The 24,312-nt window shown below is 57.4% G+C and carries 22 protein-coding genes and 1 tRNA gene; 9 read left to right on the forward strand and 14 right to left on the reverse strand.

Going from position 1 to position 24,312, the window contains the following annotated elements; translation table 11 throughout:
• Window positions 1–73: 73 nt before the first annotated feature.
• Genes QMP16_RS19840 through QMP16_RS19855 form a run of 4 tightly spaced genes read left to right on the forward strand, consistent with a single transcriptional unit; the run spans window position 74 to window position 3,909 of the window.
• Window positions 74–940 carry an FAD binding domain-containing protein gene (locus QMP16_RS19840; RefSeq protein WP_282153799.1) on the forward strand — a complete coding sequence of 289 codons (867 nt, stop codon included), beginning with the start codon at window positions 74–76 and terminating at the stop codon, window positions 938–940.
• Window positions 937–1,416, forward strand: a complete 480-nt coding sequence (locus QMP16_RS19845) for a (2Fe-2S)-binding protein (RefSeq protein ID WP_282153800.1) — start codon at window positions 937–939, stop codon at window positions 1,414–1,416. The genes QMP16_RS19840 and QMP16_RS19845 overlap by 4 nt, the downstream gene beginning before the upstream one ends.
• Window positions 1,416–3,671: a xanthine dehydrogenase family protein molybdopterin-binding subunit gene (locus tag QMP16_RS19850; RefSeq protein WP_282153801.1), complete on the forward strand. Its 2,256-nt coding sequence runs from the start codon at window positions 1,416–1,418 to the stop codon at window positions 3,669–3,671. The genes QMP16_RS19845 and QMP16_RS19850 overlap by 1 nt, the downstream gene beginning before the upstream one ends.
• Entirely contained in the window at window positions 3,664–3,909 is a 246-nt protein-coding gene (locus QMP16_RS19855; protein WP_282153802.1) for a MoaD/ThiS family protein, read from the forward strand. The genes QMP16_RS19850 and QMP16_RS19855 overlap by 8 nt, the downstream gene beginning before the upstream one ends.
• On the opposite strand, the gene QMP16_RS19860 is transcribed toward QMP16_RS19855, so the two are convergent.
• On the reverse strand, window positions 3,906–4,613 hold the full coding sequence (locus QMP16_RS19860) for a lysophospholipid acyltransferase family protein (RefSeq protein WP_282153803.1): 708 nt from the start codon (window positions 4,611–4,613) through the stop codon (window positions 3,906–3,908). The genes QMP16_RS19855 and QMP16_RS19860 overlap by 4 nt on opposite strands.
• A gap of 143 nt (window positions 4,614–4,756) precedes the next feature.
• Here QMP16_RS19860 and QMP16_RS19865 point away from each other — a divergent pair.
• Window positions 4,757–4,832: transfer RNA gene (locus QMP16_RS19865), tRNA-Trp, on the forward strand.
• A gap of 806 nt (window positions 4,833–5,638) precedes the next feature.
• Window positions 5,639–6,778, forward strand: coding sequence for an LPS export ABC transporter permease LptF (gene lptF, locus QMP16_RS19870; protein ID WP_282153804.1), 1,140 nt, complete (start codon window positions 5,639–5,641; stop codon window positions 6,776–6,778).
• Here lptF and QMP16_RS19875 read toward each other — a convergent pair.
• Complete coding sequence (locus QMP16_RS19875; RefSeq protein WP_282153805.1) at window positions 6,775–7,605, reverse strand: LysR family transcriptional regulator; 831 nt, start codon at window positions 7,603–7,605, stop codon at window positions 6,775–6,777. The genes lptF and QMP16_RS19875 overlap by 4 nt on opposite strands.
• A 100-nt stretch (window positions 7,606–7,705) precedes the next feature.
• Here QMP16_RS19875 and QMP16_RS19880 point away from each other — a divergent pair, with 100 nt between their 5' ends.
• Window positions 7,706–8,296 carry an HD domain-containing protein gene (locus QMP16_RS19880; RefSeq protein WP_282153806.1) on the forward strand — a complete coding sequence of 197 codons (591 nt, stop codon included), beginning with the start codon at window positions 7,706–7,708 and terminating at the stop codon, window positions 8,294–8,296.
• On the opposite strand, the gene speB is transcribed toward QMP16_RS19880, so the two are convergent.
• From speB to QMP16_RS19930, 10 genes are all read right to left on the reverse strand, one after another.
• Window positions 8,293–9,135 (reverse strand): agmatinase, encoded by an 843-nt coding sequence (gene speB / locus QMP16_RS19885; protein ID WP_282153807.1) that lies wholly within the window; start codon window positions 9,133–9,135, stop codon window positions 8,293–8,295. The genes QMP16_RS19880 and speB overlap by 4 nt on opposite strands.
• Window positions 9,132–10,301, reverse strand: a complete 1,170-nt coding sequence (gene nspC / locus QMP16_RS19890; RefSeq protein ID WP_282153808.1) for a carboxynorspermidine decarboxylase — start codon at window positions 10,299–10,301, stop codon at window positions 9,132–9,134. The genes speB and nspC overlap by 4 nt, the downstream gene beginning before the upstream one ends.
• Before the next feature lie 75 nt (window positions 10,302–10,376).
• Window positions 10,377–11,600 carry a saccharopine dehydrogenase family protein gene (locus QMP16_RS19895; RefSeq protein WP_282153809.1) on the reverse strand — a complete coding sequence of 408 codons (1,224 nt, stop codon included), beginning with the start codon at window positions 11,598–11,600 and terminating at the stop codon, window positions 10,377–10,379.
• A gap of 22 nt (window positions 11,601–11,622) precedes the next feature.
• The gene (gene speA, locus QMP16_RS19900; RefSeq protein WP_282153810.1) at window positions 11,623–13,512 is read right to left on the reverse strand and encodes a biosynthetic arginine decarboxylase; all 1,890 of its coding nucleotides are present in this window, start codon (window positions 13,510–13,512) and stop codon (window positions 11,623–11,625) included.
• A 101-nt stretch (window positions 13,513–13,613) separates the two neighbouring features.
• Window positions 13,614–14,699 (reverse strand): DUF1513 domain-containing protein, encoded by a 1,086-nt coding sequence (locus QMP16_RS19905; protein WP_282153811.1) that lies wholly within the window; start codon window positions 14,697–14,699, stop codon window positions 13,614–13,616.
• A 3-nt stretch (window positions 14,700–14,702) separates the two neighbouring features.
• On the reverse strand, window positions 14,703–15,713 hold the full coding sequence (locus QMP16_RS19910) for an imelysin family protein (protein ID WP_282153812.1): 1,011 nt from the start codon (window positions 15,711–15,713) through the stop codon (window positions 14,703–14,705).
• 3 nt (window positions 15,714–15,716) lie between these two features.
• Complete coding sequence (locus QMP16_RS19915) at window positions 15,717–17,264, reverse strand: di-heme oxidoredictase family protein (protein WP_432653423.1); 1,548 nt, start codon at window positions 17,262–17,264, stop codon at window positions 15,717–15,719.
• Window positions 17,224–17,709, reverse strand: a complete 486-nt coding sequence (gene bfr, locus QMP16_RS19920) for a bacterioferritin (protein WP_282153813.1) — start codon at window positions 17,707–17,709, stop codon at window positions 17,224–17,226. The genes QMP16_RS19915 and bfr overlap by 41 nt, the downstream gene beginning before the upstream one ends.
• Window positions 17,657–17,950, reverse strand: a complete 294-nt coding sequence (locus QMP16_RS19925) for a (2Fe-2S)-binding protein (protein WP_282153814.1) — start codon at window positions 17,948–17,950, stop codon at window positions 17,657–17,659. The genes bfr and QMP16_RS19925 overlap by 53 nt, the downstream gene beginning before the upstream one ends.
• Window positions 17,951–18,091: 141 nt before the next feature.
• Window positions 18,092–19,360, reverse strand: coding sequence for an imelysin family protein (locus QMP16_RS19930; protein ID WP_282153815.1), 1,269 nt, complete (start codon window positions 19,358–19,360; stop codon window positions 18,092–18,094).
• A 232-nt stretch (window positions 19,361–19,592) separates the two neighbouring features.
• Here QMP16_RS19930 and QMP16_RS19935 point away from each other — a divergent pair, with 232 nt between their 5' ends.
• Complete coding sequence (locus tag QMP16_RS19935; protein ID WP_282153816.1) at window positions 19,593–20,120, forward strand: ZrgA family zinc uptake protein; 528 nt, start codon at window positions 19,593–19,595, stop codon at window positions 20,118–20,120.
• A gap of 106 nt (window positions 20,121–20,226) precedes the next feature.
• On the opposite strand, the gene glyA is transcribed toward QMP16_RS19935, so the two are convergent.
• Window positions 20,227–21,534: a serine hydroxymethyltransferase gene (gene glyA, locus QMP16_RS19940; protein WP_282153817.1), complete on the reverse strand. Its 1,308-nt coding sequence runs from the start codon at window positions 21,532–21,534 to the stop codon at window positions 20,227–20,229.
• A 97-nt stretch (window positions 21,535–21,631) separates the two neighbouring features.
• On the opposite strand from glyA, the gene QMP16_RS19945 reads away from it, so the two are divergent.
• The gene (locus tag QMP16_RS19945; protein WP_282153818.1) at window positions 21,632–22,501 is read left to right on the forward strand and encodes a LysR family transcriptional regulator; all 870 of its coding nucleotides are present in this window, start codon (window positions 21,632–21,634) and stop codon (window positions 22,499–22,501) included.
• An 817-nt stretch (window positions 22,502–23,318) separates the two neighbouring features.
• Here QMP16_RS19945 and QMP16_RS19950 read toward each other — a convergent pair.
• A complete protein-coding gene (locus QMP16_RS19950) occupies window positions 23,319–24,272 on the reverse strand; it encodes a LysR family transcriptional regulator (RefSeq protein ID WP_348774617.1) in 954 nt (317 codons plus the stop codon).
• Window positions 24,273–24,312 lie beyond the last annotated feature (40 nt).

Consider the following 24,312-nt stretch of genomic DNA (forward strand, 5'->3'; position numbering starts at 1 on the left):
CGCCGTGGGGCTGCTGCACTAACGTCCCCCGCGAACCCCAGTGAATCCTGATCAACAGGTGCGAGGTATTTTCATGGATTATCACAGCCCCGCCAACTTTGCCGAGGCGTCGGCTCTGGCCGCGAACGCGACGGGCATTACCCGGTTTCTGGCAGGAGGCACCGATGTTCTGGTGCAATTGCGGTCCGAGCTGGTGACACCCGATACGCTAATCGACATCAAAAAGATTGATGGCGTCAGCGATATCATTCGTAACGCCGATGGCAGCTGGACGATTGGCGTCGCGGCCACCGGTGCCGAGATGAGCGAACACCCCGAATTGGGCGGCGATTGGCCCGGCGTGGTCGAGGCGATGGACCTGATCGGATCAACCCAAGTGCAGGGGCGCGCAACGCTGACCGGGAACCTGTGCAATGGCTCTCCGGCGGCTGATTCCGTGCCTGCTATGGTCGCCGCCGGAGTGACTGTTACTGTCACAGGCCCGGATGGTGATCGCAAAGTTGCTGTCGAAGATATCCCGACCGGCCCCGGCAAAACGTCGCTGGCCAAGGGAGAGTTGGTCTCGGCCGTGCATATCCCTGCACGGGGTGACAACGGTGGTGACGCATATTTGCGGTTCATACCACGGACCGAAATGGACATTGCTGTTGTCGGTGTAGGGGTGAACCTGCGTCTGGACGGCGACACTGTCACCGAAGCCCGTGTGTCGCTGGGTGCTGTAGCCCCGACCGTTCTGCTGGTTGAAGACTGTGCCAAGGCCATCATCGGCAGTACGCTGGACGAGGCCGCGCTTGATGCGCTGGCTGCCGCTGCATCTGCTGCGTGTAACCCGATTGACGACAAGCGCGGCACCATCGCGTTCCGCACCGAGGTCGCTGGCGTTCTGGCCAAGCGCGCCGCGAAAATCGCCTATGCCCGTGCGAAGGGAGAACAAGCATGAGCAAGTTCCACGTATCCACCACTGTAAACGGCGACGCGGTTGAATACCTCTGCGACCCGCGCGAAACCCTATTGGACTGTTTGCGCGACAAGCTGAACCTGACCGGAGCGAAAGAAGGCTGTGGTACAGGTGACTGCGGCGCGTGTTCCGTCTCGGTCGACGGGCGTCTGGTCTGTTCCTGCCTGATGCTGGGCGTTGAGGCCGAAGGTAAGCAAATCGAAACGGTTGAGGGCATCGCAGATGGCGACGTTCTGCACCCGCTGCAGCAGAAGTTTATCGAACACGCCGCGCTTCAGTGCGGCATCTGCACACCGGGTATTCTGGTCGCGGCCAAGTCGCTGCTGGAAAAGAACCCCAACCCGACCGAAGAGGAAGCCCGGTATTGGCTGGCAGGTAACCTGTGCCGCTGCACCGGTTATGACAAGATCATTCGTGCCGTCATGGAAACGGCAGAAGAACTGCGGGAGGCTTCGTAATGGCACTCGACGATCGCAAATCTGAATTTACTTTTGTTGGCACGCGCCCGAACCGCCCTGACGGGTTGGACAAGGTTACGGGCCGCGCAAAGTTCGGGGCGGATATTTCGGCACCGGGCATGCTGCATGGCGCGATCCTGCGCTCGCCCCATGCCCATGCGCGGATCGTGAAAATCGACGCTTCGAAGGCCGAGGCGCATAAGGACGTCAAAGCCGTCGTGACCCGTGCGGACTTTGCCGACGTCCCGTTCAAACCGGGCCTGGAAGGCGAATTCTGGAGTGTTTTGGAAAACGTCATGGCAGGCGAAAAGGCTCTGTATGACGGCCACGCTGTAGCGGCCATTGCGGCCACATCCGCTTTGGCAGCGCGCGATGCGCTCAAGCTGATCGAGGTCGAATACGAGGTGTTGCCCCACGTCACCGATGTGGACAAGGCGATGGCCTCGGATGCTCCGGTCATTCGTGAAGGTGCCGCGGATTATTCGGTGCCCGAGGGCATGCACCCCAATGTCGTGCGGTACCACGAAAGCGGTCATGGCGATGTCGAGGCCGGCTTTGCCGAAGCTGATCTGATCATCGAAGACAGCTTTGTCACTGAGGCGACCCATCAGGGTTACATCGAGCCGCATGCCTGTTTGGGTATGTTGGGCAATGATGGCAAGGGTGAGCTGTGGTGCACGACCCAGGGCCACTGGATCGCGCAGAAAACCTGCGCGGCGCTGTTGGGGATTGAGACCGCACAGCTGCGCGTAACAGCGTCCGAAATTGGCGGCGGCTTTGGTGGCAAGACGACTGTGTTCATTGAACCCGTCGCGCTGGCGCTAAGCCGTAAGGCCAACCGCCCGGTCAAACTCGTGATGACCCGGTCCGAAGTGTTCCGGGCAACCGGCCCCACTTCGTCGGCTTCGATGGACATCAAGATCGGCATGAAGAAGGACGGTACCATCTCGGCCGCGCAGGGCGTGTTCCGCCTGCAAGGCGGCGCGTTTCCGGGCGCGCCGGGCGATATGACGGCCATGTGTGCCTTCGCGCCTTACAGTCTGACCAACGTCAAACAGGTCGGCTATGACGTTATGGCCAATCGCCCGAAACAGGCAGCCTACCGTGCCCCCGGTGCCCCGATGGGGGCATTCGCCGTCGAGTCGGTGATTGATGAACTGTGCAAAAAGCTGGACCTCGATCCAGTCGATGTACGCCTGAAAAATGCGGCGTATGAAGGCACTAAGGCCAGCTATGGTCCCCGGTATGAACGCATCGGTCTGGTGGAGACGCTGGAAGCCGCCAAGGCGCATCCGCACTATTCAGCGCCGCTGAAACCGGGGCAGGGACGCGGGATTTCCTGTGGGTTCTGGTTCAACCATGGCGGCGAGACCTCGGTGTCTCTGTCCCTGTCCGAGGACGGCTCGGCCCAGTTGATGGTTGGTACGCCCGATATCGGCGGCTCGCGGGCGTCTATGGCGCTGATGGCGGCTGAGGTTCTGGGCATTCCGTACGAGAATATCCGTGTCACCATCGCCGACACAGCGACGCTTGGCTACAACGACGTCAGCCACGGCTCTCGCGTGACCTACGCCTCCGGTCTTGCCACCATCAAAGCAGCCAATCACGCGGTCGAAAAACTGTGCGAACGCGCGGCGGCCAGCTGGGGAATTCCGACCGACGCGGTGAAATGGGAAAACGGCTGTGCGGTACCCTCTGGCCCCAATGCCGGTGACTTCGATCCGCGCCCACTGGCCGATATCACGGCCCATATGGGTTCGACCGGCGGTCCGATCTCGGGCCACTTTGAGGCGACCCCGGAAGGCGCGGGCGTGTCCTTTGGTACCCATATCGTCGATGCTGAGGTTGATCCGGAAACCGGCAAAACCGCGATCACCCGCTACACGGTTATTCAGGATGCCGGTAAGGCGATCCATCCGACCTATGTAGAAGGCCAGTATCAGGGCGGCGCGGCGCAGGGCATCGGCTGGGCGCTGAACGAGGAATACATCTATGGCGAGGATGGTCGCCTGCAGAACTCGATCTTCCTTGACTACCGTATTCCCGTCGCCAGTGACCTGCCGATGATCGACACGGTGATCGTCGAAGTGCCAAACCCAGGCCACCCATTCGGTGTGCGTGGCGTCGGCGAGACCGGCATCGTGCCGCCCTTGGCTGCCATTGCCAACGCCGTGTCGAACGCGGCGGGCGTACGTATGCGGCAACTGCCAATGTCACCGCCGCGTATTCTGGCCGCGCTGAAGGACAATGGTTGAGGTCCACCTCTGGTCCGGCCTCCGGTCTTTGACCGGGGGCCAGCAGGTGGTCGAGGTTAAAGCCAAGACGACCGGAGAACTGTTACACGCATTGGTGCTGGCCTATCCACAGCTTCAAGGTCCTATTGATGCCGGGGTGTCTATTGCAATTGATGGCCGCGTTATCGCCACAGGGTTGACCGAGCCAATCCCTGAAGGCAGCGAAGTTTACCTGATGCAGCGGTTAAGGGGCGGTTAGGCCTCTGGCGACCACGGTTCGCGCCCGACCATGCGGTCGGCTTCAGCAGTGATATCGTTCATATGCTGCTCAAGGCTTTGGCGCAGCTCCTCGATTTTCTCTTCAGGTGCTTTGCGAGGCACGGTCTCGGTCCACTCGCGGCACAGAAAGACTCCCTTGTTCCGCCAGGGGCGGGGCATCAACAGGCGATCCCATGTACCCGCTTCGCTGCCATATTGTGCGGAAAAGGTGATACCGAAGATCCGTTTGCCCGAAGTGCGCGCCCAGACCAGTGGCACCGTGGACAGCACACGCTCGGGGCCACGTGGTCCGTCGGCGGCGATGCCGATGGAAACCCCTTGATTAATCTTGCCGATCACCTCTCGCGAAACGGCAACGTTGCTCTTGTGTTTGCTGGCCATGGCGATGGTGTCCATGCCGAATAGTTTCTGCACCCGACCTACCATGCTGCCTGCTCTTGCAGACGAAGTGATCGAGCAGATGCGCCCTTTGTCCAACGGGAAGAAATAGGGCGATTGCGCCAGACGCTGATGCCACAGCACCACGATCACCGGTTCACCTTGTTCGGCCAGCTGGTCCAGTTCTTCGTATCCGATGCGCTGCCACTTGGTGTTGCGATTGACTATCCGGATATAACTCGCGATGCGGCGCGCGGCCCAGTTCAAAACGGCTTCGCTGTCGGCGATCTTTTTGCGGATACTCACGGATTGGGTCCCTCGTACTGACCAAACCGTGTCTTATAGAACTAAACGCTGCACGCAACTTGTTTGTCGGGTGCATTAGTCGCGCGGAATTTGAAAAAGCCTCTTGAGTCCGCTGCGCGGCTGGCATATTTGATGCGCACCTTAGGGGTATAGCTCAGTTGGTAGAGCGACGGTCTCCAAAACCGTAGGTCGCGGGTTCGAACCCTGCTGCCCCTGCCATTCCTTCTTTGATCTGAGGTCGGTTCATTCAAAGAACGAAACCCAAGCTGTTTATCCTACAATAGCTTGAAGTGTAATCTGAGTCTGGAGAGACCCGGACGCGAGGCGCGATTCCCAACTTTTCGAACAACGCCGCAGCACGGCATTGATAGCTAGAAAAATTTGAATTCGTCGACGGAGAGCATACTGACCAACCGACCGTTGTTTGAGTCCCAGCCCGCAGGTGACTTTGAGATAAAGTCTTCGAAGTTAGGCCCGTGCAGTTTCATAAGCCGAGATCTCTCCATCTCGTGAAGCAAATAGAACAGCCCTCCGCGTTTGCCCTTTAAGGACTCCGGCACGGTGAGCGCTGCGACGCTCTTAGAATATTTTGACTGCTGCTCTATCTTGGCCACCGGCATTCGCCTTTTTTGCGACCGTACCAACTGAAAGGAAATATGGCAAATATATGGCGTAAAAATCTCTGCCAGTGTTGCATACGGGAATTGTGAGACCCCGGGGGGGTCTAAAGGTGGCTGAATCTGACCGATCCATTTTCTGCAACCAACCGGCTTCACGCCGCATGCGATTTTACGAGGCTTCAAAAGACGCCCATTTCGGTGATGAAGTCTGCGTGGGCCATCATATTCTCCTCCATCGCGTACTCGGTTGTTCATTCCACTCAGATTGGCGGCTGTGCTGAACCTGGGGTTTAGATGGGATTAACATTGGTTTAGCCAGGTGTCGCGCAATTCGATCAATCCGGTTTCCTACGCCAGTAGAATGGCATATGGTCCTGCCCACAACAGACAGGCGGAAGAGGGTTCATGTCGCGTTTTGATGGTTACTTCCTGCGGCAGCTGCTGATTCTGTTCGGCTTTTTCACCCTGGTTCTGGTGGGTGTGTTCTGGATTACCCGTTCCGTCAGCCTGTTTGACCGGGTGATCAGCGGTGGCCAACCCGCGATGGTGTTTCTGGAATTCACCGCACTGACCCTGCCGACCCTGATCCGCACAGTGATGCCGATGGCGGTGTTTGCCGCAGCCGTTTATGCCACCAATCGCCTGAGCCGTGAAAGCGAGATGACGGTGATGCTGGCCACCGGGACCAGCCCCTGGAGATTGGCGCGCGCAGTGTTCGTATTTGGCATCGTGACCGGCCTGATGATGGCCGCGATCAGTGTCTTCCTGCGCCCCGCGTCCGTTGAACAGTTGGAACAGCGCCAAGCCGAGGTCGCAGGGGATGTCACCGCCCAGCTTTTGAATGAAGGTGAATTTCTGCACCCCGCGCAAGGCGTTACGGTTTATATCGGGAAAATTGATCTGGATGGCACGTTGTCCGAGGTCTTTGTCTCAGATCGTCGGAATGAAGAGGACCCGGTAAGCTATTCCAGCAAGACGGCTTATCTGGTCAACAATGGTTCCGGCATTCATCTGGTGATGGTGGACGGGATCGCATTGCGCCTGAATCCAGAAGGCAGGACGCTGTCTTCGACGCTTTTTGCGGATGCCTCGTATGACATCTCGGAACTGACAAACTCAGACACCAACGCCATGCGCAGTCTTGAGGCGATCCCAACGCTCGAGCTTTTGCAGGGCCGGGATAGTATTCTGGCGACCGAGCAGTTCTCGGAAGGGGAACTGATCGAAGAGCTGCATCAGCGTTTTTCATGGATCGCTATTTGTATCGCGGTGGCGATGGCTGGTTTTTCAACGCTGATGCTGGGCAGTTTTTCACGCTTTGGGCTGTGGCCACAGATATTCGGAGCTTTCACGATTTTGGTCCTGTTGGAGGGTGTCAGGGGTTTTGTGTCGCCGGTCGTGATTGATGATCCAAACCTGTGGATTTTGCTTTATCTTCCGGCGATTGTCGGCGTCTTGATTTCATGCGTGTTCCTGTTGATCGCCGGGCGGCCATTGCTGCGCACTCGATCGCGGAGGGCGAATGGAGCCTTGTCTCAAGCTTAATCCGCCGCGCGCAGCTCGGTCAGGCAGGCCACCACGTCGTCGAAGGCCTCGCTGTCCCGCCGGGTCACCAGATAAAGCGGCAACATCAGGTCCATCGCTTCGGCAACCGGCACCAAGGTGCCTTCGTTCAATTGATCCCGAATAACATATTCGGGGAAATACCCCGTGCCGCCGCGCTGCAAAACATACCGCAGGCCCATCATGCAATTGCCCAAAAAAAGCGTCTGTCCTGCCGCTTTGCGCGCTGCTGACCGCACGTGGTCCTGATATACTTCGCCTAACTCGAGATTGACGAAAACCGGGTCTTTGCCCGCGCCGGGGGTTTCGACCAACAATAAACGTTCCGGTGCCAGTTCGTGATATAGAACGCGCCGATCAGATGGTTTTTCGTGGGTCAGTGCTGCATCCAATACATGCGTCGCCACGGCCTCGACCATGTTGAGGTCATGATCGTAGTTCAGGGTCAGTAATAGCTGGCCATGGCGTTGTTCATAGCGAACGGCCAGATCGACCAGCAATGGATCCCAAACGCTGAGCTGTGCACCAAGGCGAAGGGCGATCCGGTGCGGTGTCTGCCCCGGAAGGTCACGAGAGGCAAAAGACCACAATGACAACATCTGCTCGGCATAGGGCCTAAACTGCCGTCCGAATTCTGTCAGGTTGGTGCCGCCTGCGCCTCGAGTGAACAAGGGCTTTCCGGTTTCCTCTTCGATCAGTTTGATACGGGCGCTGACCGCGGTCTGTGTGATGTTGAGGTGTCGCGCAGCGGCATGGAAGCCACCGGTGTCTGCAACGCACAGAAATGTCTCAAGAGCTTTGATTTGCATGTCGAAAGTATTTTTTGATCGAAGTGATAAAATCAATTCATTTTTTTCAGCTATTGCCTTCGGATATGCTGGCCGTAGCAGATCAGCCAGAGGAAACATCATGCTGGACAAAAGCCACAAACCCACCTGGACCAGTTTTGAAGAGGCGACCAAAGCCGATTGGGACGCCGTCATGGAGTATGAAGAGGCGTTCAACGCCGCCCTTCCAGACCGAATCCTGGACGCGATCCGTTCCCTGGACGAGGCGTGGACGCCTTACCCGGTCAATCGTTACCAGCACAGCCTTCAGGCCGCGACGCGTGCCTATGAGGATGGTGCGGATGAAGAACTGGTGGTCGCGGCACTGATCCATGACACCGGAGATATTCTGTCACCGTATAACCACGGTGAGTTGTCGGCAGCGATGATGAAACCTTATGTCAGCAAGAGAACCCACTGGATATTAAAACACCACTGCGTGTTCCAAGGCTATTACTACAATCACCACCTGGGCGGTGATCGTAACGCCCGCGACAAGTACCGTGACAGCCCCTATTGGGAGGACTGCCGTTACTTCTGCCATGAATACGATCAGAAGGCGTTTGATCCGGACTACCCGACCAAACCGCTTGAGTTCTTTGAACCCATGCTGCGCCGCGTCCTGAACAAGGGCGAAGGCCATATGGAACTGAATGAAACGTCCGAGGGTTAACAGGCGGCCATCAGACGATAAACGATCTGCGCGGCGGTGAAGTCCCAGGCGGCATTGCCGTTCGGGGCCAGTTCCACCACGTCGAAGCCTATGCATTTGCGGCCTTTCAGGGTGTGTTCTACCAGCCGTAACGCCTGATAATATCCCAGGCCACCGGGCACCGGAGTTCCGGTGGCGGGCATGATCGCCGGGTCCAGCCCGTCGACATCGAAACTGACATAGACCAGCTCGGGGAAATCCTCTGGCAGGTCGACAGCGTGGATATTGCCTGTGACCAGTTCTTCGGCATCCACGTGGAAGATGTGGTTTTTCAGGCGGCTCTGTGCCTCCTCAGTCGAAAAGGCACGGACACCGAACTGAGCCAATCGAACGCCTTCTTCGGCCAGCAGGTGCATGACCGAAGCATGGGAGTGTTTTTCCCCCTGATAGGCATTGCGCAGGTCAGCATGGGCGTCGATCTGAACTATGCCGATGGGTTGACCTAACGCGCGGGCCACTCCCATGACGGCGCCGTAACTGAGGGAATGCTCTCCGCCCAAAGTCACTGGAACCCTACCAGCGCGAACAGCGGCTTCGGTGCGCTGGGCAAGGCGCTCCATGATCTCGGACAGGGCGGCGTCGCAATCCACCGGTTCTTCGGTGAAGATCCCCTCGACGCATGGCTCGGCGTGCCCGGTGATGCGTTCCAGCTCATTGCTGGCTTCGATGATGGCATCAGGCCCTTTGGCCGTGCCCGAGCCGTAAGAGACCGTGCGCTCTAGCGGCACCGGGATCACGCAAAAACGGGCATCCTCGGTGCGCTCAGATGCGGTTAGTTCACTGTCAAGGAAAATGCTCATGAGAGTCTGTCCTTAAAGTCGTCATAGCCGAACTGCTTGATGATCTTCAGCTCGTCCGTTTCGCTATTCCACAGGGCAATGGTGGGCAACGGTACGCCGTTGAATGTATTGGTCTTGACCATCGAATAGTGCGCCTGATCCAGAAAGGCAAAGCGTTGGCCGATTTCCAGTGGCCGATCCCACGTGTAATCCCCGATCACGTCACCGGCCAGACAGGAGGGGCCGCCCAGACGGTAAGTATGGCCTGCTTCGGCCTCATCCATCAGGGCGGGACGATAGGGGGCTTCGATCACGTCGGGCATGTGGCAGGTGGCCGAGATGTCGGTGATCGCAAGGTTCATGCCATTGGTTGGCAGGTCCAGGATTTCTCCAACCAGAATACCTGCATCCAGTGCGACGGCCTCGCCGGGTTCAAGGTAAACGTCGATATTGTGTTCGGCGCGGATGGTATTAATGAAGGCCACCAGCCCATCGCGGTCATAGTCGTCGCGGGTTATGTGATGGCCACCGCCGAAATTCAGCCATTTGAGCTGACCGAGGAACGGTTTGAGTCTTGGTTCCACAGCAGACCATGTGCGCTGCAATGGTTCGAAACCCTGTTCGCAGAGCGTGTGCATATGCAGCCCGTCTACGCCAGTCAGGGTTTCGGCTGACAGTTGGCTGACTGGCGTTCCAAGGCGAGAGCAGGGCGCGCATGGGTCGTATTTGGGAATCTCGCCTTCGGAATGTTCCGGGTTGATGCGCAGCCCGACCTGAACGCCAGCGTTCCGAGCTTTGGCAAGAAACCGGTCTTTTTGCGCTGGTGAATTGAATATGATGTGATCGGACAACGACAGAATTTCATCGACGTCCGCGTTCTTGTACCCGGCGCAGAAGGTCGCGACCTCGCCACCATATTCTTCGCGACCCAGCCGTGCTTCGAAAATGCCGGACGCGCATGTGCCGCCAAGATGTTGGCGGACAAGCGGGGCGAGCGAGAACATCGAGAATGCCTTGAGCGCGCTCAGCACATGTGCGCCGGATCGGGTTCCAATATCGGCGAGAATGGTCAGGTTCCGCTCGACGGCTTTTTCATCAACCACGAAGCATGGGCTTGGCACGCGGCTCAGGTCAAAGCTGCGAAAGGCTCCGGCGTCTCCGGCCTGTGTGGTCATCATGTCGGACATGTCCGGCGCCTCCGAATTGTGGAGAGGCCGGGGGCTTTGCCCCCGGACCCCCGGAGTATTTTGGAAAAGATGAAGTTAGAATTCGACCGGACCGTCGAGTTCGTGGACCTGCCACGGCAAGCCATGTTCGTTCAGCATGTCCATGAAGTTGTCCGGATCCAGCTGTTCCATGTTCCACACGCCCGGCTCGGACCAGTTGCCTTTCAGCACCTGCGCCGCACCGATCATGGCGGGGACGCCGGTGGTATAGCTGACCGCTTGGCTGCCGACCTCGGCATAGCATTCCTCGTGGTCGCAGATGTTATAGATGTAATAGGTCTTCTCACCCGAGCCGTCTTTGGCCTGACCCGTGGCGATGTCGCCGATGCAAGCTTTGCCTTTGGTTTCTGCGCCCAGATCGCCAGGGTCGGGCAGCAATGTTTTCAGGAACTGGATCGGGATGATTTCCTTGCCGTCATGCATCACTGGGTCGATGCGGGTCATGCCGACATTTTCCAGCACTTTGGCGTGGGTGATGTAGGCGGCGCCGAAGGTCATCCAGAAGCGGGCGCGCTCAATCTCGGGGAAGTGGGTCGTAAGCGACTCCAATTCCTCGTGGTACATCTGGTACATGTTTTTCTGGCCGATGGCGGGGAAATCGTATTCGACTTTTGTGGTCATCGCCGGGCTGGTATGCCATGCGCCGTTTTCCCAGTGGCGCACTTCGGCCAACACTTCGCGCAGGTTGATTTCCGGGTTGAAGTTGGTGGCAAATTCCTGGTCGTTCGAGCCGCCATTGGCGTCCAACACGTCGATCTGGCGGATGGTGTCCAGCTTGTGTTTCTTCAGCCATTTGGCGAACACGCTGGTCACGCCCGGATCAAAGCCCGAACCGAGGATGGCAGTCAGGCCTGCCTCTTTGAACCGATCTTGATAGGCCCATTGCCAGTGGTATTCGAACTTGGCCACGTCTTCAGGTTCATAGTTCGCAGTGTCGAGATAATGAATGCCCGCCTCAAGACACGCATCCATCAGCACCAGATCCTGATAGGGCAGGGCGAGGTTCACCAGCAGTTCGGCCCCGGTTTCCTTGATCAGCTTGACGGTATCTTCGACCTTATAGGCGTCCAGCTCCGCTGTGGCGATGTCAACGCCCACGCGATCTTTCACTGCCTTGGCGATGGCGTCGCATTTCGATTTCGTGCGGCTGGCCAGAGTGATTTCGGTAAAGATGTCCGAATTCATTGCCATCTTGTGCACAGCCGCGTGCGATACGCCGCCTGCGCCGACAACCAGTGTTTTGCCACTCAAAGTTCCCATGGGGGTCATCTCCTCTCTGGAGTTATTCGTAATAGGTGTAGCCGTTGATGGAGTCGCGATAGGCGCTCATCAGGGTTTTGCGGTCCTTGGCCATCAGAGTACCGGTCGAGATCGCCTCGTCCACCATTTTGCGGAACGCGGCGACACAATCGTTGGGGTCGAACTCGACATACGACAGAACCTGGCTGATCGTGTCGCCCTCTTGCTCGTGCAGCAGGTCGAAGCCGCCATCGGGGCGCAGATCGATGGTGACGACGTTGGTGTCTCCGAACAGGTTGTGTAGATCGCCCAGCGTTTCCTGATAGGCACCGACGAAGAAAACACCCATCAGATATTCCTGATCTTCGGACAAGGAATGCACGGGCAGGCTGGGGGAAACGCCATCGGCCAGAATGAACCGGTCAATCTTGCCATCGCTGTCGCAGGTGATGTCAGACAGCACTGCGCGACGGTCGGGTGTTTCGTTCAGACCCTGCAGCGGCACGATGGGATGTAATTGATCAATGGCCCAGACATCGGGCAGGGATTGGAACAGCGAGAAGTTGCAGTGATAGATATCGGCCACTTTCTCAAGCTGATCATCCACATCTGTTTCCAGATCATCACTGGCGGCCAGCGCCTTGAGCCGGGCCATCAATGACAGATAGATGCGTTCGGCGCGCGCCATTTGGCGCAGGTCGACATAACCGCGGCGGAACAGCGCGCGCAGTTCGTTGCGATAGAAGCCGGCGTCGTTCCAGCATTCCTGCAGGCGGTCTTTGCTGAGATAGCTGTGAACGGCGGCGAGGTCAGCGACCATATGATGATCGTCCGGTTCAACCTCAGGCCCATTAGGCGCGTCGTAGAGCGTAGTTTCCAGCACGTTGAATACCAACATCGAAGAGGTTGCCACCACAGCCCTGCCACTTTCGGTGACCAGCGTGGGGTGGGCGATTTCAGCCTCGTCCATGGCGTAGGCCACAGTTTCGACCACGTTGGAGCAGTATTCCTCGACCGTGTAGTTTATTGAATTCTCAGCCGCTTTCTTTTCACCGGTATAGTCCACGCCCATGCCGCCGCCCAGATCCAGATGGGTTAGCGGCACACCCTCGCGGGTCAGTTCGGTGTAATAGCGGCACGCCTCGCCCACGGCGCGGCGAACGTCGTTCACATCCTGCACCTGAGAACCCAGATGCGAATGCTGCAGCTTCAGGCAATGTAGCAGGCCTGCCGCTTTCAGCTTGTCCACTGTGGCCACAAGCTGGTCGGTGTTCATGCCAAAGGCCGAGCGATCGCCTGAACTTTCTTCCCACTTGCCGCTGATCTGGTTGGTCAGTTTGACCCGCACGCCGATCAGGGGTTCGATGCCCAGCTCGTTATAGACCTGGATGACTGTGTCAGCCTCTTTCGGGCTTTCCAAAACAATGACCGTGTTGAACCCGATCTTGCGGCTGAGGATGGCCAGCTGAATGAATTCGGCATCCTTGACGCCGTTGCAGACAATCAGCGCCTCGCTGGCCAGACGATGCGCCAAGGCCACTACCAGTTCAGGCTTTGATCCAGCCTCAAGCCCATAGTTGTATTTCTTGCCGAACTCGACAATCCGGTCGACTACCTGCGCTTGCTGGTTCACCTTGATCGGGAAAACACCGCGATAGCTGCCCTTGTAGCCGGTGCGTGCAATCGCATCGCGAAAGCTCTCGTTGATGTGGACAATCTCATGTTCCAGATAAGAACTGACGCGCAGGATCATCGGCGCTTTGATGCCACGCTCATCCAGATCACTGAGAATACCCGGTAAGCTGATCGCTTCGGCCTCGGGGGCCATGGGATTGCGCAGACCGATTTCGCCCTGCTCCGTCACCTCAATGAGACCTTTGCCCCATTTCTCAACTCCGTAGATGGAATGCGGTGCGTCGGGCGTGTGTTTCAATCAAGTCAGTCCTTGTAAGTCAGGGTGCCAGTTTCGCGCCCGCCAATACGGCAGCTATATGATTCTTCCAAGTGTAATCTATGGGGCGGAATTTTCCGAATTCATGCAGCTGTGCGAATTGGGATCAAATGGTTGTCCCATTGGCAATCAGCCCGGTTGGATATTTGGGCCTTGCTTGTGGACAATTGCCCGATGACTCCAGTCCCGGTTGTGAACACAAACCCGTTTGATGCGGTGCCAAGGCCGCAAACATCCTCGTGCAGGAATACTCCATCAAGCAGTCCGTCCGCGACCCGAAAACGGTGCATGGCATTGCCGCGGGGACAGGTGATGGCGACTGTTTCGCCTGCACCGGAAAAGGCGATGCTGCCCGCATATCCCTGCAACGTACTTTGGTCAGCGTCGGGCGCGCTGAGTAGCAGGGGTTTTTCGCCACGGCGATGCAAACCCAAAAGAGGAGGGTGTTGCGATGAATCGCCTTGCCATTGCATCGCGAACCCGACCAAACCGTCAGGTCGCACGGCCAAATGGCGGATCGAGTTTTTGTGAAGCTTTTGTGGCAGTTCTACCTGCTCACGAACCTTGCCATTTTGATCCAGATAAGTCAGGCGCGGTTGCATTACGGGCAGGTTGAGCTTGGTTCTTCCTGTTTCTGGGTGGGTTTCGATCCCGCCATTTGCCACAACCAATGTCCGATCATCTGGCATCAGACGCATGTCATGTGGTCCGACACCGCCCGAGGCGAACTCGCCTAGCCGGGCGCAGCTGTCGGTGTCCCAGACGCCGATTACGCCCTCACCGGTCTCATAGTTGTTTTCGGTGGTGAACAGCCGTGTACCATCGGTTGAGAACACGCCGTGACCATAGAAGTGGCGGTCTTTGGGGGCCTCCAACACAGCGGTCTGGGTGCCCGTCGCGCAGTCGATGATGATTGCAAATGTTCCCGGGCGGCGCGCAAATGCCACCGCCAGCGCATGGTGGGGATGCGCTGCTGCTGCGTGCCCGCGTGCGGGCAACGGAAGGGCAAACAGGATGTCGCCACCCGCGTCCATCCCGGCCAGCCGATAAGTCCCATCCGGGAACAGCGCCGCGGCCAGGTAATCCGGCGCACCGACAGCAGACCATCCACGCATGGGGGCAAGGCTGGCAGCGGCCAGACCGGCTAGGAAGCGTCGACGGTTGGTCATGGTTCAGTCCCCGTCCAGCGAGTTGAAACCGGCATTGATGCCCAACGTCGGGCCAAGCTCGGTGGAGGCAATGGCGCGGATATCGTTGATGGATTGCTGTAATGCCTCAAGGCGGAACCGTCCCTGCGGGGTTGCCACAGCGACAAATGCCGGATCGTCCAGTGACTGCGCACGGTCGATGGCTGCAGCGAATGCGCCGCCCAGATCTGCCGCGATGTCCGGATGATCTGCCGACAGGCGCGCGGCAAGGTCACGCAAGGCGGTCAGAGACAGCTGCACATGGCGCAACGAACGTTCGGAGCGCCGCGCCTCGGCGCGTTTGGGGCGGGGGCGGTCGAAACTTCCCAATGGGCGACCAAGGCGAGTTTCGGCGGTGAATTCCAGACCGGTCGTCAGGGCCTTGTAAAGCTCTTGCATGGCTTCGTCTTCCGACCGGTATGGGCTGTTTTCGCCCGGGTTTGCCAATGCGAGCGCGTAGCCCGCCCAGTCTGCATCAATTGCCCCGGCATTGCGGTTGATATCTGCGGTTATGGCCTGCATCAGCGCGCAGCGATACTCGGCGCTGCCCAGATCGGTGAACCGTGGATCGTAGAGCATCAGTTCCAGCGCGAAAAAACCGCGACCGGCCACGGAGGTTTCCGCGAACGTGTCGGGTGACTGGATGGCTGTGTCTTCGGCAGCGATCAGGCCGGACAGGGCTTTGGGCGTAAAGCCCTTGGTGTCGGGCCAAAACGCCAATGCAAACGCGCGGTCTTCTGCCTCAGATGGGCCAAAGCGCAGATGACTGACTGAAATCCAGTCGTCAAACGCCGCGTGGTAAGCAGTGCGAAGCGCGACCGAGGTTGGGTTGCAATCTGTCTGCGCGGCCTCGGCCAATGCATCGGTGGTCTCCGTCAGTCTGGCATAGCCGGGCAGGATGTGCGCCTCGATGGCGTCGGACAGGATCGGGCTGCGCTCTTGCGCATAGGCGCCAAGCGGCAATGTCAGGGAAAGGGCAAGTACGAAGGCGCGCATGGGTCAAAGGCTTTCTAGAAAACGGATAAGGGCATCGCGGTCGGGTTTTGGCATCCCGACGACAGCGTCACGCGCTGCCTGCGCCTCACCGCCGTGCCACAGGATCGCTTCCAGAAGCGACTGCGCGCGCCCGTCATGCAGAAACTGCGTATGTCCTGACACCTGCTGGGTCATGCCGATCCCCCAAAGCGGTGGCGTACGCCATTCACGACCCGTGGCGCGCGCCTCGGGTCTGCTGTCAGCCAGCCCATCGCCCATGTCATGCAGCAGCAGGTCCGTGTAAGGCCAAATCAGCTGAAAACTATGCTCGGGACGGTCTTCCATGCGATGCGTCACGAACGAGGGCGTGTGGCACGATGCACACCCGGTGTCGTGGAACACCTGCTTGCCGCGCAACACTTCAGGGTCGTCCATATCCCGCCGGGCCGGAACACCCAGATTTTGGCTGTAGAAGGCGACCAGATCCATGCCGACCTGATCAATTTCGAAGGTCCGGTCGTCGCCATCACCATGCGGCGCATTCACGCAATCGACTTGCGCATAAGTGCAATCGCCATGCGCCGCTGGATAGAGCGGGCTGGAGATGCCGATATCCCCGGTAAAGGCCGCGGCGGATTGCTCCATGATCGTGGGCATGCCTGCTTTGTGGCCAAACCTGCCCATCATCGGCGCGCCGTACTCAATCGCCCATACGATGTTGGGGCGGCCGGAGATTCCATCGCCGTTCTCGTCTTCGGGGTCCGCATTCGCCAGCAGGTCTTCAACTGGGATCGCTTCGAGCAGACCGAGACCGATCATCTGTGGGGCTACGCGTGGGCTTATCATGGCGTCGGGGTGCAGCGGGCCATAACCCAGATCCGCAGCCTCGTAGGTCGGGCGGCGCAAGGTAATGGTTTCCCCATCAGCCAACGTGACGGGAACGTCCTCGTAAGTGATATCCAGCCTGTATTCCGCCGGGTGGCCGGGCAGGGCCAGATCTTGCATCTGCCCGCCGTAATTCGGCTCGGGCAGGGTGGCGATGTAGTCTTCGATCTCTGCGTACCCGTCTTCGGGCGTGCTAGGGATGGATACGCGCAAGAACATCGAAATCGCGTTGTCATCTGGCCCGTTGGGCGTATGCCCGCGCCCGTCTTTGACGTGGCAGCGCTGACAGGATCGTGCGTTGTAGAGTGGCCCCAACCCATCCGAGGCCAGTGTGGATGACGGAGATGACACCCAGATTTTCTTGAACAGCCCGTTGCCGACTTTGAAGTCCAGCTCCTGCTCGAAACTCAGGTTGCCCGAGGGCTGCGAAAACGCATCTGCGTCGGTGCGCACGCGGACAGTTGCGGCACCACCGGGCAACTCTTCAAAGCGCTGCGGCGCGCTGAAATCGTCAGGTGCGGCGGTTACCCGCGCAATCCTCGCTTGTTCGTCTTCGGTTCTGGGAAGGTAGTTGAGGTGAAGATCCCGCAGCTCTGCCGACAGGGATTGGGTGGCCGCAAGGGCGGCCACCGTCACCAGCGAAAGCTTACGCGCCTTCGTCCATTTTCGATACGTTAAGGTGCGCATAATTGGCTTCGCCAATCCTTTCGTACAGGTCCAGCTGTGTTTCGAGGAAATCGATATGCCCTTCCTCATCCGCCAGCAATCCTTCAAACAGAGACATAGTGACGTAGTCCCCAGCGCTCTGACAGTATTCGCGTGCTTCCTTGTACAAGGCCCGGGCGTCGACCTCTGCGGCCAGATCACATTCCAACGTCTCTTTTGGGGTCCGGCCGATGCGCAACGGGTCAAGTTGTTGCAAATTCGGGTGACCGCCCAGGAAAATGATTCGCTCGATCAGCTTGTCCGCGTGCCCCATTTCTTCGATGGATTCTTCACGGCTTTTCTTGGCCATGTGGCCGAGGTCCCAATCCTCTTGCAGGCGGTAATGCAGCCAATATTGGCTGACCGCCGTCAGTTCATGCCGCAGAGATTTGTTGAGATATTCTATGACCTTGGGGTCGCCCTTCATCTGCATTCTCCTGCGTTACCTCGCTGCGAAGTGCGCGAAGCTGCATCGGGACCTCCAACTTATCGCTGGAGCGCATCGAGTCTAGGAAAAGCGGCATGCACCCGCCACAATCTGCTGATTTTCCAAGGGCATGGTAGATTTTACCGGGGGTAATGACCGTGTAAGGATCAGAGGTGCGCATCCAGTCGATAGCTGCGCGGATATCGTGATCCGAGATGTTTGTGCAGTGGCATACGATCATAGCAATCAGGGCTCTGAGTTGTATTTCTTACTGTATTAGTAAGTTAATTTGGAAACGTCCAGAGGCAACAGATCAAAGGTACCTCACAAGATTTGGAGGCGGCGTGAACCTGCCGCCTCCCTGGGGTGTAGGCCCGGTGTTTTAGTGGAAAACCGCGTCTGGGTTGTCCAGGCTGTCCGAACCTTCGAACGCGATTTGGTCAAGTTCCAATACGGTCACAATGCGCTCGATCGTCTTGGTCTGATCGACCAGGCCGTTAACGCCACCCATGATCAGCACTTCGCCGCCTTCGTTGCCGCGTTCCAGCATCTGGTCATAGGCAAATCCGGCTTCCGCGGTTGATTTCAGACGTCCCAGCGCCTGCATGGTGTTGGCCAGTTTCACCTTCATCTCGGCATCCAAAGATGGGTCGCTGGCGATCACCAGATCAGACAAGGATGCGCCGCTGACCGGAGTGCCGTCGATGCGGGTGTAGCTGCCGAGATAGACGTTCTGAACACCCAACCCATCGTAATAATGGCTGTTATGGGTGTTGTCCGAAAAACAATCATGCTCTTCCTCGGGATCATTCAACATCAGGCCAAGACGCATGCGCTCGCCCGCCTGCTCGCCGTAAGACAGTGAACCCATGCCGGTCAGAATGGCGCTGACGCCTGCGGTTTCGTCGGCAGTCAGGGCTGCGCGTGCTTCGCCACCTTCGGCCCATTGCGTGGCCATCCATTCCAGGTCGCTGACCAGCAGGTCAGTCGCAGCGCTCAGGTATTGTGCACGGCGGTCGCAATTGCTGTTGGTGCAGTCGTCACCCTGAACGTAATCGGTATACGGACGGTCGCCTGCGCCCGCGCCATGGCCGTTTAGATCCTGGCCCCACAGCAGGAACTCGATTGCGTGGTAGCCTGTGGCAACGTTTGCCTCGATCCCGTCGGCTTCGTGCAGGGTTTCGCCCAGCAATTCCGGGGTGATTTCGTTGGCGTCGATGGTTTTGCCCGACAGCTCAAAGCTGGGGTTGGCGATGACATTCAGCGCGGCGAACTCGTTCTCGTCAGTCGGACCGCCATAGGCTGCGTCCACATAGTCGATCAGCCCTTCGTCTAGCGGCCATGCGTTTACCTTGCCTTCCCATTCGTCAACGATCGCGTTGCCGAAACGGTAAACCTCGGTCTGCTGGTAAGGAACACGTGCGGCAACCCAAGCGGCGCGTGCCGCGTTGAGTGTGGCGTCTGACGGATCATCGATCAGCGCGTGTACGGCGGCCTGCAGCGACTTTGCCGCGATCAGGCTGTCGTCATATTTGGCTTCGGCGATGTTCGCGTAGGTGGTCAGAACGTCGATCTTCGCCGGGGCATCGGCAAAGGCTGCAGTCGCGATCCCAAGGGTCAAAACGCTGGTGGCGGCAAAAAATTTGGTCATGGAGGTGACACTTTCCTGTCAGAAAAAACTCACTAGCGCCGCCTCAGCGACGCGCATGCACCAAAAACTGAGTGAATTACTAAGTTAAGTCAACCTGAGTCTTATTGTCGGAAATAAATGTCGCACCCTTTCCCCATAATTAGCGGGGTAGGTGGGCCGAAGCCGCGATTGCACGGGGTTTTAATCACATTAGAATGGACGACGTGATTCCTTGTTGGATGGTGCTTTGTTTATGAAATGTGCAGCCATTGCTTTGATGCTGACACCGGCGATTGTTCTATCGCAGGTGCAAGGCCCTGCTCATGAACATGGTACGGGATATGTGGATATCGCCTTTTCTGATCAGGCATTTACTTTGTCCCTCAACGTGCCTTCTGCAGACATCATTGGTTTTGAAGGGCCGGCCGAAACCGATGACGATCGCGCGCAGGTGGCGGTTGCGGTCTCAGACCTGTCCAAACCTTTGGGCCTGTTTGTGCTACCGGAAGAGGCCGGATGCGTTACCGCATCAGCCAATGTCACCCTTACGGGCGAAGGATTGGGGCAGGACAATACCACCAAGTCTGCTGATCAAGATCAACATAGCGATTTTTTGGCCGACTACCTGATTCAGTGCCAAGATATTACAGCGCTGGTGAATATTCGGTTTGCGTATTTCGAGCGGTTCGAAAACGCGCAGAAGTTGATCTTGCAGGTGACCCGATCCGGCCAAACCCGAACGTATGAGATAACTCGGAACCAACCGGATGTGGCAATGTGAAATGCCAAAACGCGGGCCATAACGGACGGCCCGCGCCCATATACGATGCAAAGGGAGCAATCATGCGGGCGCGACGAAAGCGCCTTGGATAGCACCCAACGTGCCGTCAGTGCACGAAATGCAGTTTTGAAAAACTCTGCCGCCACTCTGCAACCTCGGCGGCGATATTCGGGCCCTCCAATCCAGAGGTGATCAATGCCGCCAACCGATCAGCGTCCTGCGACGTCATCCCCCATCTGACCAGTTCAGGCGTCCCGAACCGAAGGCCGTTCATGTCCCCTTTTACTTCGGGTGCAGGCAGTCCAATTCCGCAAGCAAGAAACCCGGCGCGGCGCAGCGTTTTGGACGCCGCTTGCCCGCCGCCGTAAGATTCTGCCAACACAGCAAACTGGTGTGAGTTGGTAAACCCTTCCCGACCCGCAAAGACGGGAACGCCACGAGCGTCCAATCGTTCTGCGAGCGCTTGCGCCATCGAGATCATTTCGGCCGCGTATTGTTGGCCGAAGTCGCGCCAGTCCAGCATTGTTATGGCCAACGCTGCGGACTTGGCCGCGTCGAAGTTGGCCGTCATGCCCGGAAAGGCAATCGCGTCGAGCTTTTGCGCAATTTCAGCGTCATTAGAGACGATCAAACCACCGGCGGGGCCGCCCAGGCTTTTGTAGGTGCTCATCGTCATGAAATGCGCGCCCTCGGCCAGTGGATTGCTCCACGCTTTGCCTGCGATGATCCCGCATTGATGGGCGGCGTCGAACATGACCTTGGCCCCGATCTCGTCAGCGATCTGCCGGACCTCTTTTACGGGGTGTTCGAACAGATTGAGGCTGCCCCCGATGGTGATCAGCTTGGGCCGTTCTTTTAGAGCCAATGCGCGTAACTGATCCAGATTGACGGTATAACCGTCAGCATCCGTCGGCGCCTCGATCGTGCGCAGACCAAAGAGACCGGCACATCCCGCTAAGTGATGGGTCACGTGCCCACCGATGGAGGCTGGGGGCGCAATTATTGTATCGCCAGGTTTGCAGGTGGCCATAAAACCATAAAGGTTGGCAATCGCGCCCGACGGCACCCGGATTTCGGCGAATTTGGCATCAAAGACCTCGGCGCAGAGCTGGGCAGTGATCACTTCGATCTCTTCAATGGCCTCCAACCCCATCTCATATTTGTCGCCGGGATAGCCTAGCGACGGCCGCGACCCGATGCCCGACGATAACAGCGCCTCGGCCTTTGGGTTCATCACGTTGGTTGCGGGGTTTAGGTTGAAACACTCTTGCTCGTGGATCTCGCGGTTTTGGGTCGCGAGATCGTCGATCCGTTTGATCAGCTCGTCAGACGTGGCCTGAGACGTCTTAGCGGCGATTTGTTGAACACGGGTTTCGCACTGATCCGGGACCCAGTTTCGGTGTGTGATTGTCATGTCTGTGACCTCCTGCTTGTCATCAGATTGAACAATTGAGGCGACATCGCAAATCAGAATTGCTATTTCTTGGCGTAGAAAAACTGAGTCTAAGGCGATGGCTGTTCTACCAAGACGCCCGAAAGGGCCACCTCTTAACGCACTCCGCGCTTTTGAAGCTGCAGCAAGGCTGGGCAGCTTCGTAGCTGCTGCCGAAGAGCTGAGCGTCACTCCCGGTGCGATTTCGCAACACATCAAAACGATTGAGGCTTGGGCGGACGTGACGCTGTTCCGGCGAAACGCGCAAGGGGTTGAGCTGACCGCGCCTGGGCGCCACTTGGCCAGTGATTTCACCCAGGCCTTCGATCAGCTTGCCGCCGCAACGCAGAACCTGCGGAACCTGAGCCCGAGCGTTGAGATCCACATCGCCGCCCTGCCTTCGGTCGCGCAACTTTGGCTGCCGGCGCGTTTGGGGCGCATCCGAAACACTTGGCCGGACATGAAGTTCTCGGTAACGGCCATGGAAACACCGCCTCGCCTATCACGTGATCTGTTTGATCTTTCGGTCTTCATTGCCGAACCTGACGGGGCGGCTGATCAAATTGTAATCGCGGAGGACGTCATTTTCCCGGTTTGCGCGCCGGAACTGGCTGAGAGTTTCAATTTTGAATCCACCCCGCTGCTGCACGATCAGACATGGCATGATGACTGGCGGCGGTGGTCCGAGGAGACGGGGACACTCATCAGCGATCCTAACAAAGGGCCGAAATATTCGCTTTACGGTCTTGCAGTCGAAGAGGCTAAGTCCGGGGCTGGTGCCTTGATGGCGCATGGATGTCTGATCGAACCTGCGCTCAAGGCCGGGCATTTGGTGCGTGTATCGGCGCAGGCCTGCGAAACAGGCCGGTCGCTGGTGATAAACCTTCCGCACCCGTCAAGGCGACGTGCGGAGCTTGATGAAATAGTTGAGCTGTTGCAGGAAGGTTAGCGGCGATAGGGCGATGACTACTGCCCCTAAAAAGTAACTGAACTTTGCGAGGATGTTTTCGGAGGTCCGATTTGGATGCGAACCTCAGACAATAACCTCCGTAATCCTCGGCCACGTCTTCCGCTTGGCATCAGTCGTCACCACTTTTTTGAGTTCACATTCCACAGCATTGCGATTTCGCCTTCCAATAACCGGAGCTTCTTCGCATCCGACGGTCCCAGCCTGCCAAACTTACTTTAGTATTTGTAGGCGCCTTGGCTGATTCCATAGCGCCAGAACACGTCGGCCGTCTTCTCGCCAGCTTCCTGTTCCTAGATCATCTGAATGAACTGTTCGTCGGTGAATCTCGTTTCATTTGTCCGTCCTTGGATTGGGCCGACTCTACACAATGATGGAGGGGATTCCGGGTTCAAGGCCTCGAGAGGTGAACTGCTATTGATATTTTGCCTACTAGCATTCCTGCATGGAATGTTAGTAGGCAAATTTTGCAAACTGTGCGGCGCGTGCAAACATGCTTTCCTGTACCTAAGAAAAGTTCGCGAAATCCAGCGGGTCGGCGGACTGCTAACTGAGCAAGCCTCAATAGAAGTCTGGGTCTCTGAGGAAGGGAGCTCCTTTTCACACTTGATTACGCGACTTGATGGAATCAGTAGCTTTGTCGCCGCGGGCACATACTCCTTCACCATAGATACGCCTGAAGAAAAAATAGGTATCCCGCTATAGTTTGAGATCATTAGAAAATTAGAATCGAATTGGGATTGGACTAAACCTTTCTGTCAGCAGAGGAAGAACCATAACCACGGCAACGATACCTCCATCAATGGGGCGCGGACGGATTTGCAAAGATGTCTTCCAGCCAAGCTTCAAAACGCTGTTTGGCTATCGCATCCGCTTTTGTGTTTTGCCCTGAAATCAAATAGTGGCTCTGTTTTATTGGAACTGCTTCACCAACTATGGCGACTTTTCTACCGGTCTCAACTGCGGTTTTAGCAAACCTCTCGATAACGATCGCATTGCCGCCACCTGCGGCCACGATGTCCACGGCGGCTATTGTCGTGTCGACCACAAAGGTTGATGCGAATTGGGTTTGTTGAACCCCGATTGCGGAAAAATACCGTTCCCACATTTGCTGGAAGCCCAGAATGTGAATGAGTGGCCGTTGTTGCAGATTTTCGATGGAAGGGGTTTTTTCCTCGACCATCTTGGGGGCAATAGGGACGATACGTTCAGTAGATATTTTCCGAGCGGGGATTTCATTCCAATCGCCACTTCCTGTCCTCAGTTCGACATCGACATTTTCGCGGCCTGCGGATTCAGCCCAAATGTTCGAGATCAGCTTTATGGAAATATCGGGATGAATCCGCAAAAACTCTGGCAACCTATGAGCGAGAAACAAGGTCGCCGTGGATATTGGCGCACGCACGACCAGCTCGTGCTTCTGGTTTGATCCGAAAAGGCTGATCGTTGACAGATCGATGTCTCTTAGGGCTTGCCGCACAGAAAAAGCGTATGCCTGACCAACTTCGGTCAGGCTTAGGTTTCGTGCGGCGCGATAAAACAAGGGGCAGCCAAGTTGTGCTTCCAGCGAGCGGACATGAAGGCTGAGTGCCGATTGCGTGATGCCCAGCTCTGTTGCGGCAGCTGTAAAGCTCAGATGCCGCGCCGCGCATTCAAAGGACCGAAGCCAGATAGGGTTAGGAGATCGCGGCATTCTTAGCACCAAAATTTTTCGCTGATACCTGCCGGTTTTATTCGTTTTACACCCTGCCATCAACGTTTGTAATTTTCTTCAAAGTAACATCTTCGCCGAT

It is taken from the genome of Ruegeria atlantica (assembly GCF_947495585.1).
GTDB classification, from domain to species: domain Bacteria; phylum Pseudomonadota; class Alphaproteobacteria; order Rhodobacterales; family Rhodobacteraceae; genus Ruegeria; species Ruegeria atlantica_G.